Here is a 13,316-nt window from a genome sequence, read left to right as displayed (position 1 = left end):
TTGAGGTATTGACTACTATATAATCGCCCACCATTATGTTTTTAATTCCCTCCCATGGGAGGGGTGCGGTTGGATGTGAAGTGGCAGGGAGGGTTTATACGTCACCCTATCTGTTAAACCCCACCCTTCCCCGCCCCAAGGCGGGAATCGCACGAGGCCAATGCTTCCTTTTTCTATCTTACGAACATCCATGCTCATGACACAAGGTTTGTAAGTGCCGGGTAATTTTTCGTGATCAGGCATACTTGTTTGCCAAGCATTATTACATTTGTGTTTGATTTGTATAATAGCGAGATCATGCAAATAGGAACAGAAACGCTTCCGGAGTTTTATCAGCGCACCAACCAGGCCATGCCTGCCGACCTGCTTTCCAAAGCCAATGTCAGCCATTTTAATGTAAGGGAACGTACCTGCCTCAATAAACTTACGCCCTATAACCGCCGTGATTATTATAAGATCTGCCTGATCATTGGCAATGGTGTCCATACGGCAGCGGGTAAGGAAGCACTGATCGAAAACACAGGAATGATATTCTCTAATCCATCTGTTCCGTCGGCATATCGCGCAACCTCTGTATCACAATCAGGCTTCTATTGTCTTTTTAATGATACTTTCTTATTGAATACTATCAGGCAGGACATCAGATATCAGAGTGCCCTGTTTAACCCGGCTATTCCACCAGTTATCCCTTTAACCGCCGAACAGGTTGGCCGCTTTACTAATTTGTTTCGCGAAATGGAGGCTTTGCTCTCAGGGCAGTATTTTTACAAATATGATATGATCAGGAGCCTCCTCCAAATGATGATATTGGAAGGTATCCGCGTACAGGGCCCTGTGTGGCAGCAAAATGCAAATGATCGTCTTATCGCCAGGTTTTTCAGCGTACTTAACCAACAGTTTCCGGTTGATTCTCCCGAAAATCCGTTAAAGTTATTGACCCCGGCAGCTTACGCCGACCAATTGAATATTCACGTTAATCATTTGAACAATGTGGTGAAAAGATCGACTGGCAAAACCACCCGTGAAATTATCCATGAACGTATTGTTGAAGAGGCAAAAACACTGCTGTTAAACACAGATTGGGACGCGGCGCAGATTGCCTACACCCTTGGCTTTGAATATCCTTCGCACTTCAATAAGTATTTCAAACAAAATACCCACACTACTCCGCTACTTTTCAGGGAACAGGTAAAACATGCCGGTTAATATTTGATTTGTATAAGCATTGCTTTGATTCATCTTACCCGGGGGGCGGTTTGCCGTGGTAACTTTGCGCTATCAAATGCGACTTATGAAAAACATCAAAGCATCAAATAAAACAATAGGTACTATCCTGGCTTTTTGTCTTATCCCGATCACCGGTTTGGCTCTGGATATCTATATACCATCATTACCCGATATGAGCGCGAAACTGGGCGCAACACCAGCAGCTATACAACTATCAATTTCTATATTTTTAGCGGCTTATGGAGTAGGGCAGTTATTGATAGGAGGAGTGCTTGACAGTTATGGCCGGTTTAGGCCAAATATTATCGCACTGGCGGGGTTCAGTCTTGCCAGCTTCGTTATTGCAAACACCCAAAGTTTACAAGTGATCTATGATATGCGCGCGGTACAGGGATTCATGTCTGCCGTTATAGTTGTGAGCAAAAGATCGTTTTTCTTCGATCTGTTTTCGGGAGAAAAGCTCAAGCACTATACCAGCCTTTTTTCTGTGATCTGGTCGGCAGCACCCATTCTTGCGCCTTTCGCGGGCGGATATTTGCAAACTCATTTTGGATGGCAGTCAAATTTCTATTTTCTCGGCTGCTTTGGGTTGGTGTTTCTTTTTTTAGAACTGATCTTCAGTGGCGAAACCATCGCATTTACAGTACCATTTCGCTTAAAAACAATTGGTAGCGCCTACAAATCAATGATCAGCACCTGGGATTTTACGTCGGGGTTGCTTATTTTGGGCCTGTCCTATGGCGTTTTGATGATCTACAATATGTCAAGCCCTTTTCTGATTGAAAAAGTGATGCATTATCCGGCAACAGTTACCGGCAATTGTGCAATGATCTCAGGTCTTTCCATGCTGGCCGGGAGTTTAGTGTCGAAAGCTTTTATTTCCAGGCCATTTTTTAAGAAGATGTTTGCTGCAGCCGTTGTTCAGCTCGTACTATCCGGCTGCCTCATCTTACTCACCTTGCATATTCAAAATCTGTATACCTTAATGGCCTATGTGGTTTTGCTTCACGCATCGGCCGGGTTTATATTTAATGGGATGCTGGCTTATTGCCTCACCCGGTTCTCGCAATATGGAGGCATGGCCAGTGGACTAACCGGGGGAGGATTTATTATTTCTACCTCTGCTTTCAGCTATATGGTTGTAAAAATTATTAGTATCAATAACCAGGTATGGCTGGGTGCAGGCTATACGGTATTGATCCTTGGCGTGCTGGCGCTTATACTGCGCACCAAATGGATTGAACATACCCGGCAACAGCCCGGTGGTAGTCTGGTTAAAGAGCAAGATCCGGTACTTGTGATGGAGTAAGTAAATGCATTTTATGCGGTAATATTTGCTTATAGTTCATTTAGCCCCAAGGCAGGAGTTTATAACGATGCTCAGTACATTACCAAAAAGTTTGCCTGAAACGAGCTTTTGGTAATGTCAGTTTGAATTTCAACTGTCTCAACCATTTTCTCTGCAAATATTGTGCTCTCATTTCATTGTCTTCCAAAGTATTATCTCTGTATCGCCTTATCAAACGTTTGCGTAATTTTTTTGTGTTATGTCGATCATACTACATAACCCATAATTATTATATTGCGATCCTTATCTACCAATGTATGCCCCGTAATATTAAATTGTTGCTGAATTTCTTATCTAAAACTATTTCCGGTATGCCCAGGCATACGTTGGCTGCTTTTATTTTATTTATCGTTTTTAGCCAGTCTGAGCATGTTTTTGGTCAGGCGGCAAACATTATACCTTATCCGCAAAGTATAAAAAAGATATCAGGCGAATTTGTTATAAAAGCTACCACCAAAATTATTTATAAACAGCCTGGTAATAAAGAGTTAATCACCGCTGTAGCGTCTTTAGTTTCAAAACTTCAACAGGCCGCGGGTATTACGCTGAATAGTGTTGTTAAAAAAAAGCGCAATAATTTTATTGCCGTTGAACTTACCAAACAGATTACCGGGGCTGAAGCTTATCATATAACGATAAATCCAGATAGCATCAGTATTGAGGCAGGAACGCCTGCGGGGGTATTTTATGCTGTACAATCGTTATTACAATTGCTCCCGGCTGATATAGAGAGCCCTGCTCTTGCAAGTAACGTTAAATGGGCTATCCCGGCAATGGTTATTGATGATGCACCCGCGTTCTCTTATCGTGGATTGATGCTGGATGTGGCACGTCATTATATGCCCTATGATTTTTTAGAAAAAATGATAGACCTGATGGCAATGCAGAAGATGAACACCCTGCATCTGCATTTAACTGATAGCCAGGGCTGGCGGTTTGAAAGCAAAAAATATCCGAAACTTACACAAATTGGCGCTTATCGTAAGGGTACTGCCTTAAATACAACGTATGATTATGCCTCAAGGCCCAATGATACACTGTACGGCGGCTATTATACACAGGAACAGTTAAAAAAACTTGTTGCATACGCCCAATCAAAGTTTATAACCATCATACCTGAAATTGAGATGCCTGCCCATTCAGAATCTGCATTGGCGGCTTATCCTCAATTTGCTTGTTTGGATAGTACAGGCAAGCCGTTTCCATATCCATCACAAATACAGAATGAGTATTGTACCAAGGATTCAACATTTATTTTCCTGACCGATATATTAAGCGAAGTGATGGATGTTTTTCCGTCAAAATATATCCATATAGCGGGCGATGAAGCCAGCAAAGAAAATTGGCGCAAATGCCCCATATGTCTTAAAAGGATGAAAGATGAACATCTGAACTCGGTAGATGAGTTGCAGAGTTATTTTATAAAACGGATAGAGAAGTTTGTGAATGAGAAAGGCAGAACTGTAATTGGATGGGACGAGATTTTAGAAGGAGGCTTGGCACCTAATGCAACAGTAATGAGCTGGAGAGGCGAACAAGGTGGAATAGATGCTGCCAGGCTGGGGCATAACGTGGTTATGACGCCTGGTGATTATTGTTATTTTGATCATTACCAGTCTGCTGATCCTTCGGAACCACTGGCAATAGGTGGGTTAACCACATTGGCGCAGGTTTATAATTATCACCCGGTTCCGGCGGTATTAAATGCGGAACAAGCCAAATTGGTAATTGGGGCACAGGGGAATTTATGGACAGAATATGTGCCAACACCGGCGCAGGCTGAATATATGTATTTTCCCCGTTCAATAGCATTGGCAGAAGATACATGGACAGGGACTAAACAACCTTATGACCAGTTCCTGAACCGCCTTTTACCTTACTTAAAAAGATTGGATGAGCATAAGGTTAATTACTCGCGCCATATGTTCGATATCAAGCTGAATACTTTTGTTGATTCAGTAACTCATCAATTAAAAGCAATGGCTGTGGGTATTCCTGCTGGTTATGATGTATATTATACCACTGATGGCTCAAGGCCGGTGAAATCATCCCCTAAATATGCAGGGGCTATTGCTATAAATGCGGATATTATATTAAATATTGGTGTAATATATAACGGGCAACTTATTGATGATGTACAAAAAACGTTTACAGTAAATAAAGCGACAGGTCGGCCATCATGGTTAAAAAATCAGCCTGATAAAAGTTATAGTCAAGGTGGTGAACATGCCTGGAACAATGGGATAGTTGGTAGCGATAACAGGTTTAATGACGGCGAGTGGCTGGGTTGGAGCGGACAGGATTTTGAAGGAACTGTTGATTTAGGATCATCGCAGAATATTAATGTGCTAACAGCGAGATTTTTTAATAAACCATCTGACTGGATATATATGCCTTTATGGCTTAGTGTATCGGTTTCAGACAATGGAATAGATTTTAAAGAGGTTTTAAGAAAGACAGATCTACAGACAAATAAGGACGGGTTGCAGGAACTAAAAATGGATATTGGCGCAATTAAAGCGAGATATGTAAAGATAATTGCAAAATGCTCGGGTACTATACTAAAAGGAAACCCGGGTGAAGGAAACCCGGCCTGGCTATTTGTTGATGAGGTTAAAGTAGACTAAGTGTAAGTAACTTTAAAAAATAATTTCACATTAATGTTTTTTTTGTGAAAATGGGAACAATTTTTTGTATAGATTTATCAGGCAAATTTGATAAGATTGATACCCTATAATGTACTTACTGACCCCCAATTGGCCGGCCTTCTTAGTAAGGGCGACGAGGGTGCATTTAATGAAATCTACAGCCGTTTTTGGCGAAAGGTTTACAACGAATCACACAAAAGATTAAGGGATATTGAATTGACGGAAGACATAGTACAGGATGTTTTTGCCGACCTCTGGACAAAAAGATTTAACAGGGATATTGAAAATCTGGGCGCCTATCTGGTAAGTGCTACCCGCTACCAGGTATTTATGTTATACAGAAAAAATAATAAGCAGCCGTTTTTTGAAATGCCATTGGAATGTATGACTCATCCGGCCTTGTTTTCTGATTCTGTTTATGAAGTAAAAGAATTAAAGGATTGCATAAATGAATGGATGAGTTTGCAGCCCGAAAAACGCAGGGAGGTTTTCAGACTGAAATTTATAGAAGATAAATCAACAAAAGAGATAAGTGAGGTGTTAAACATCTCCCAAAAAACGGTGCAAAACCAGTTTACCATTTCATTACATAGCCTGCGATCTACTTTAAGCAAATTGTTATTATTGCTATTAATTCTCACCTCCCGGTAATTCTGTAATATTCAGACCATAGCAACTAAACAAAGAAATTAAAATTTATTTTTTTCGGCATGGGATATTATACGGTTTTCATACACTGTTAGTATATAGCCCTATAAGCCATGTCTGTCCAACTGACAAAAGAATTCCTGGAGTTAAAAAAGAAGTATTTGAACTGCACAGCCTCGCCTGATGAAATTCAATTACTTGAACAATACTATGATCTGTTTGCTGACGAAGCAAATGCTATTGATGAAATGACCGAATCGGAAATAGCTGAACTGGAAGAATACCTGAAAAAAAGCATTACCCAACGCATAATAGCGAAAGAAAAACCTGTAATCCCTTTTCACAAAAGAAACTTAATACGTGCTGCTGCAATCCTGGTGTTTTTCTCAATCGGGATTTGGTTGCTGTATAACCGGCAATCGCAACAGGTAGCCAGCAACAAACCCATTACGCATGATGTAGCACCTGGCGGTAATAAAGCCATATTAACACTTTCAAATGGTGCCAAAGTAGTTTTAAATAATGTTAAAAATGGTGATCTCGCAACGCAGGCAGGTGCACAGGTTATTAAGCAAGATAGTTTGCTATCATATAAAGCAACAGCCGCTAAGGTTAGCCAGGTTTCTTATAATACCATTACCACGCCTAACGGGGGGCAATTCCAGATGGTATTGGCTGATGGTACCAAAGTTTGGTTAAACGCGGCATCATCATTAAAATTCCCTACTGAATTTATTGGTAAGGACAGAACGGTTGAACTAACCGGTGAAGCATATTTTGAAGTGGCTAAAAATAAGAACAAGCCATTTAATGTAAAAACAGCAACCCAAACTGTACAAGTATTAGGCACACACTTTAATATCAACTCATACAACGATGAAGCTGCTGTAAAAACCACGCTGCTTGAAGGCAGTGTTAAGGTGTTTTCGGCAGCAGAAGCTGTAATGATAAGCCCTGGGCAACAAGCCATCCTCACCAATAATGAACCATTCCTGGTGAAAAATGATCTGGATGTAGACGAAGTAATAGCCTGGAAGAATGGTATGTTCCAGTTTAACGAGGCTGATATACAAACTATCATGCGCCAAATCTCCCGGTGGTATGATATTGATGTGGAATTTAAGGGACCAATACCTAACTATACCTATCACGGAAAAATATCGCGAAACTCGAATGCATCAGAAGTGCTAAAAATACTCGGGTTAAGCGGTATAAACTTTACCATAGAAGGGAGGCGAATTATTGTAAAATCGTAGCTGATAAACTATAAGCTAAAGGCAAGGCCCGTTGGCTTTTTTACCAGCAAAAAAGCCGGAAAGTGTTGGAGCACTTCCGGCGATACCGGCTGGGAAACCTGATGATATTTTGCGAACCATTGTTTAACCCAAAACCAAACAAATGTATGGAAATTTCTACTATTTATCCGTTGTGGTATAACCACCCGCGGCTTAAAAAACCCCTATTGGTTATGAAACTAACCATTTTACTGATCGTCGCCACATGTATGAACCTAAGCGCAGCAACAAGCTTTGGTCAAAACATAACATTGAACGAAAAGAGCGCATCACTCGAAAAAGTGCTGAATAAAATTGAAAAACAAAGCAACTATACCTTTTGGTACAATACAAAGCTGATAAAACAGTCACCAAAAGTTTCAGTAGATGTAGAAAACTCTAGTATTGAACAAACACTTGACGCCTGTTTTAAAGATCTGCCAATAAATTATACCATTGTGCAGAACACTATTGTTTTAAAACAGAAAACATCCGGTGTTGCTGTTATACAGGCCTTACGTGTCGACCCCATTGCTATAAGCGGTAAGGTTGTTGATGAACAGAATTTACCATTGCCTGGTGTAACCGTATATGTAAAAGGTACAAAAACAGGCACTGAAACCAATACTAATGGCCTTTTTAAAATAAACGCTCCTGATAAAGGCGCTGTCCTTGTTTTTACCTTTATTGGTTATAATCCAAAAGAAGTAGCAGTTGGCGATAATACTACTAACCTGGTGGTGAGTATGCAAATATCCGCCCAGGGATTAAATGAAGTATCTGTTACCTCTTATGGTATTGAAAAGAAAACAAATGATCTTGGATACTCCACAACTACTATAAAAGGAGATGATCTTGATCGTACCAATACTGTAAACCCTATTACCGCTTTACAAGGTAAAGTAGCAGGTGTAGTAATTAACACCACAAGTTCATCAGGCGTACAATCATCACCTTTTATACAAATAAGGGGTGGTAATGCTATAGGGGGTAATAACCAGCCAATTTTTGTTGTTGATGGTAATATCTTATATAATAATATATCATCACCTGATGGTACAGACGGCGGCTCGCAGTTAAAAAACTTAAACCCTGATGATTATGCATCAATCACTGTATTAAAAGGTGCAGCCGCTACTGCATTATACGGTTCAAGAGGGCTTAACGGAGCTGTAGTTATTACTACCAAAAGCGGAAAGGCAAGAACTGGCATGGGTGTTGAATATAGCACTACGCTATCTACTACCGATGTTTATAAAAATTTTATGGCCCTCCAAAATGAGTTTGGTATGGGTTCATACAATAGGGAGGGCGCTTTTGCACCAGATGGTACCCAAACACAAACTACCAGCAACTGGGGCCCCGCGTTTGACGGTACAATGCACCCTGCTGTTTATGATCCAAGTATAAAAGTACCTTATGTTGCGCAGCCTAATAACTGGAAAACGCTTTATCAATCGGGTAAATACTTTAACAATAACCTTACTTTAAGCGGAGGAGGTGAGAATTCTACTTACAGAATTTCATATTCCAATACCAGTGACGACGGCTTGCTGCCTAAAAACTCTTTAACAAGAAATGCGCTGGATATTAAATACACCGGTCAAATAAACAAGGTGTTTTCAACAGAGCTTGGTTTGAATTATGCGAATACTATAACAAATAATTATTTTGACCAAAGCAGGTATGCCTATGGTGGCGGATCAAACCTTGGTTTTGATGTTTATTATTCACCCCGCAATACCAATTTTGCTGCATGGCATGATGATTACAGGAATGCCGATAACTCGCTTAAACCCGATCCGTTTGGTACCGGTTGGTTGCCAAATGCCTTTAGTAACCTGGACAAGAACAATTATGCCAATCATGAAAACTCTGGTCTGGCATATATACTGATCAAAGCCCAGGTAAATCCATGGCTTGATTTTAGTGCCCGTGGTAACGTAAATTACTATACCCAGTTTGGTGAAACCAAAGACTTTGGAAATAATGTAGACAATACCGGCGGCGAATATGGTACAAACGGATCAAGTACTACCAACTATAACCTGTTATTAATGGGGCATGCTACCAAAAAATTAATGCATGGCGACCTGAATGCTGATTTCCGTCTGTTAAATGAATATTATGGTAATACTTTGAGCCAAAATTATTTTGCACATACTGATGGCGGCCTGATTGTACCTAATCAATTCGCGTTAGATAACTCTGTAAATACACTCAAATACAGTACCGATAGCAATGGTAATCCTAATGGTGATATTGGCTATACCACACTTCCACAAAACCTGATGACCATAGGTGTGGGCGGTGTGTTAGACCTTAACTATAAACAATACCTTAACCTGGAAATAACCGGGCGTAATGATTGGTTATCAACACTTACCTACCCTGCAAGCTCACAAGGGGCCAACAATTATTCCGTATTTTATCCTTCAGCAAACTTATCCTACTCTTTTTACGATCAGTATAAAGATAAAATGCCATCATGGTTATCATCAGGCAGGATAAGGGCCTCATTGGCATTTGTAGGTAATCAGGGCATAGCCGGCGCCTATTCAACCAGTAATGGTTATACCGGAAGTACAGTTGTTGATCAGAATGGTAATTCTATTTCTGTAGCCAACCAAATAAATGGAAGTGTAAGGATCAACCCTGACCTGAAACCCCAGATACAGCGGTCAATTGAGTTAGGTACCAATTTCTCATTATTTAAAAACCTGATAACTGTTGATTTTGCCTGGTATAAGAACAATACATTCCATCAGCTTTTATCTAACCCAGGTGTAGTAGAGACCGGATATAGCACCGATTATTTTAATGCAGGGAACATTCAGAATTCAGGCGAGGAAATTGCCATCGATGTAAACCCGATCAGGTCAAAAGACTGGAATCTTGATTTCTCAATCAATGCAGCACATAACGGCAGCAAGGTTATTTCTTTAGCGCCGGGAATAAATGCATGGCAACTGAGTGGCTATTATGAAGGCGCTATGGTATACGCTTACCAGGGTGGTGCGTTTGGTGAACTAACGCTCGATCCGAACACTACCTTTAAGCTAGATAAAAAAACCGGTTATCCGATTATTGAAAATGCACCGAGGGCTACTAATACTAATGCTAATACCGCATATAGCTTTGCTGATTATCAATATGTTTATAATTCAGCCACAGCTGCTCAGCCGCGTGTAAATATGGGTAAGGTGGAACCAAACCTTACCGGTGGTATTACTACAACATTAAGGTATAAGAGCTTTACCTTGTTTACCCAGATTGATGCCCGTTTTGGTGGTTTAGTATACTCGGAATCATATACCTATGCCATGGGGCAGGGAACGCCGCTTGCTTCGCTCCAATACCGCGACCAGGCACATGGTGGTGTTGCTCGTATCAACTCTTATACAGGCAAAACTGTATATGACGGAGCTGTACCAAATGCAGTTTTTGCTGCCGGACAAACGAGCCTTCTCAAACCCGGTGTTAACATCGGCGGTATGACCTTCGCGCAAGCTTATGCCCAAGGCCTTGTTGAATCATGGTATGCACCTGCTTACTATGATGGCGGTCCGGGTTTTAACGGTACTTACGACTGGGAAAACGGCCTGAACTATAATGGAGCGGTAGCTACCGATAGCTGGATAATGCTGCGTGAAATCACCTTTGCATATCAGTTGCCAACGGCTTGGGTTGCAAAAACAAAAGTGCTGAAAAGCGCCAAGTTGAGCGTTACAGCCCGTAACGTAGGTTACCTGTACAAAACACTACCTGCCGACCAGAACCCGGAATCGTTACAAAGTAATGATCCGTTTAATCCATATATAACCGGTGGTGTGCCATATGCACGTACTTATGCTGTTTCATTAAGTGTTAGGTTCTAAACTTTTAATTAAAAAGAGATGAAAAAATTAAATAAATATATAATCGGGCTTTTAACACTCTCAGTATTAGCCCAATCCTGTAAAAAGGATTTTATTGGGGTAAATACCAATCCCAATAAATTGGATAATGTACTGCCGCAATTTCTTTTCTCTGGTGCTACTGTTGATCTTGATGATGCTTCTCGGTCACAAGTAATAGCGCGTTACAGCTTCATGAATTTTATGCAATATATTGTTCCTGATGGTACAAACGCTAACCTGAGTGCAAAATATTGCGACCCTACATTAGCAACAGGCCCCGATGCCGGGGTTAACTACTACAGTGATTACTACACAGGCATCGGAAAAAGCATGAACCTTATTATAAGTAATATTGATGCTATGCCTGCCGCACAGGCATCAACTTATGCTCAACTGAGGGCAATTTGTGTAATTTTAAATACTTATCATGCATGGCGTACTGTTGATATATTTGGCGCTATGCCTTATAACCAGGCTTTCAACCCAACCGGGTTCCCATTGCCTGAGTATGATTATGATTATACCTTATACAAAGCTTTTGACAGCCAACTAAAACAGGCCGCTACCGTACTGCAAAGCCCGCCTGCAGGCCAGGTTGCGTTAGGCAATCAGGATTTCTTTTATGGGGGAGATATACCAAGCTGGCTTGCCTTTGTCAATACGCTGCGTATAAAAATTGCCCTGCGTTATGAAAAAAGGGATCCGGCTAACCTTACCTCGGTTTTGGCTGATATACAAAGCAATTTTAAGGGTAATGTTATATCTAGCAATGCTCAATCTTTTGGCGTTAATCATTCACAAACCTATAATGATGACACGGATGATATGGATGCTATTTTAGATAACTACGATGCAGGCTACGCGTTTGTAGAGTTCCTGAAATCAACCAATGACCCGCGTTTAGCTTTAATGGTAAGGCAAAATGATATGGGAACTAACTCGGTTGCTTATAATACCGTTTTGGCAGGTGGTGATGCCACCGCGCAAGCATTTCTGGCGCAGCCAGCTAATAAGGTGCGTTATTATGGCAAGCATGCATTCCCGGCATCGCAGGATGCTTCATATGGTTTAACCGGTAGTGGAAGATATGTTCCTTTTAACGTAGGGACAGCTACAACACAGTTAGATTATATTTCAGTGATACAGGGGCGTTATTATGTAAAAAATGGTGGTTTTACTAATAATGCATCTGTTAGTCAGGTAATTGCAATGGAGCATACCGATGAGACATTTCCTGATCCAAGCACTATAAAAATGCGTTCGCTTTGGCTAACCTATGGCGAAACCTGCTTTATGATGGCTGAAATAGCCCAAACAAGCGGTGGTAGTGCATTAGGTCAAACTGCAACACAATGGTATAATGCAGGTGTACAGGCATCATTTGCTCAATATGCGGCAGCAGGCGCTATGGTTGGTGTGCCTAATGCAAGTTCAATAACCATTGGCGATTATTTGAGCAGGTACCCTTACGATGGTACATTACAGCGCATTTATTCGCAGGAGTGGGTGCATTTCCTGGTACAGCCAGAAGATGCTTATGCCATGTGGAAACGTACCGGCTATCCTCAATTTGTTAACTACAGGGCAGGGCAACCAACCACACCTGGTAATATTGGTGATGGCAGTGGTACTGCTTATCTGGAAAATCTGTGGAATGGCACAGAAAACCTGGTTATACCACGCAGAATGGGCTTTAATTTAAGTGGTGGTACTGTAGCGGGATCAACGATTAATAGTGCTAACTTTTTCAATGCAATTACTACCATGCAAAGTAAGGACGCCAGTTATGGTGCCAGTGGCCTTGATACCAAGGGGAGAATATGGTGGGACCAGCAATAGTTTTTTAGATAAATTAGATAGATTAATAAGAAGCTTGGCCCGGAAAATGCCGGGCTTCTTTTATCGTGGATTATAGCTATTAATAACTGTTCTGCGTTATTATGATCATACTAATAGCATTCTATTCAGGAATATTTATTTTATTGACATTTATAATAATACTATACTTAAATGTTAATTATCAAACGTTTGTGTAGCATTTGCAACGCATTGTTTGCATTACATCTCCTTATATTGCATTAATCAATTTTATAACAAAGCGAAATAATTAAAGCTAAAATAATCACAATCAGCGCTTGTATTTTACCATAACCACCTTGTGAAATTACTATAGGCAACACGTGGTCCTACCAAAAAACATGAAAAAAATATTTTCCCATCTGTATTTTTCCGATAGCTTTTTCCCATTGTAATGGCAGGCTAAAATGAATAC

7 protein-coding genes are annotated in these 13,316 nt (G+C 40.7%); all 7 read left to right on the top strand.

Translation table 11 applies throughout. The annotated features are described in order from the left end of the window. Window positions 1-297 precede the first annotated feature (297 nt). The 7 genes from BLU33_RS15305 (at window position 298) to BLU33_RS15275 (ending at window position 12,883) form a co-directional block, all read left to right on the top strand. The gene (locus BLU33_RS15305) at window positions 298-1,206 is read left to right on the top strand and encodes a helix-turn-helix domain-containing protein (RefSeq protein WP_091374727.1); all 909 of its coding nucleotides are present in this window, start codon (window positions 298-300) and stop codon (window positions 1,204-1,206) included. Between the two features lie 85 nt (window positions 1,207-1,291). Continuing rightward, complete coding sequence (locus BLU33_RS15300; RefSeq protein ID WP_197684509.1) at window positions 1,292-2,536, top strand: MFS transporter; 1,245 nt, start codon at window positions 1,292-1,294, stop codon at window positions 2,534-2,536. A gap of 296 nt (window positions 2,537-2,832) precedes the next feature. Beyond that, complete coding sequence (locus tag BLU33_RS15295) at window positions 2,833-5,202, top strand: glycoside hydrolase family 20 protein (protein WP_091374722.1); 2,370 nt, start codon at window positions 2,833-2,835, stop codon at window positions 5,200-5,202. An 87-nt stretch (window positions 5,203-5,289) separates the two neighbouring features. Continuing rightward, on the top strand, window positions 5,290-5,874 hold the full coding sequence (locus BLU33_RS15290; RefSeq protein ID WP_157682164.1) for an RNA polymerase sigma factor: 585 nt from the start codon (window positions 5,290-5,292) through the stop codon (window positions 5,872-5,874). 110 nt (window positions 5,875-5,984) lie between these two features. After that, complete coding sequence (locus BLU33_RS15285; RefSeq protein WP_091374716.1) at window positions 5,985-7,127, top strand: FecR family protein; 1,143 nt, start codon at window positions 5,985-5,987, stop codon at window positions 7,125-7,127. A 212-nt stretch (window positions 7,128-7,339) separates the two neighbouring features. Beyond that, on the top strand, window positions 7,340-11,023 hold the full coding sequence (locus BLU33_RS15280) for a SusC/RagA family TonB-linked outer membrane protein (protein ID WP_157682163.1): 3,684 nt from the start codon (window positions 7,340-7,342) through the stop codon (window positions 11,021-11,023). A gap of 18 nt (window positions 11,024-11,041) precedes the next feature. Then, window positions 11,042-12,883: a SusD/RagB family nutrient-binding outer membrane lipoprotein gene (locus BLU33_RS15275; RefSeq protein ID WP_091374709.1), complete on the top strand. Its 1,842-nt coding sequence runs from the start codon at window positions 11,042-11,044 to the stop codon at window positions 12,881-12,883. The last annotated feature ends 433 nt before the right edge of the window (window positions 12,884-13,316 follow it).

The sequence above is a fragment of the Mucilaginibacter mallensis genome (genome assembly GCF_900105165.1).
Classification (GTDB): Bacteria; Bacteroidota; Bacteroidia; order Sphingobacteriales; family Sphingobacteriaceae; genus Mucilaginibacter; species Mucilaginibacter mallensis.
Note: the sequence above shows the minus strand (reverse complement) of the source record. Positions and strands in the feature narration are given on the sequence as shown.

Excerpts from the sequence above, each read along its gene's own strand:
- BLU33_RS15285 (WP_091374716.1), top strand. The coding sequence starts at position 5,985 with ATGTCTGTCCAACTGACAAAAGAATTCCTGGAGTTAAAAAAGAAGTAT.
- BLU33_RS15280 (WP_157682163.1), top strand. The coding sequence starts at position 7,340 with ATGAAACTAACCATTTTACTGATCGTCGCCACATGTATGAACCTAAGC.
- BLU33_RS15275 (WP_091374709.1), top strand. The coding sequence starts at position 11,042 with ATGAAAAAATTAAATAAATATATAATCGGGCTTTTAACACTCTCAGTA.
- BLU33_RS15305 (WP_091374727.1), top strand. The coding sequence starts at position 298 with ATGCAAATAGGAACAGAAACGCTTCCGGAGTTTTATCAGCGCACCAAC.
- BLU33_RS15295 (WP_091374722.1), top strand. The coding sequence starts at position 2,833 with ATGCCCCGTAATATTAAATTGTTGCTGAATTTCTTATCTAAAACTATT.
- BLU33_RS15300 (WP_197684509.1), top strand. The coding sequence starts at position 1,292 with ATGAAAAACATCAAAGCATCAAATAAAACAATAGGTACTATCCTGGCT.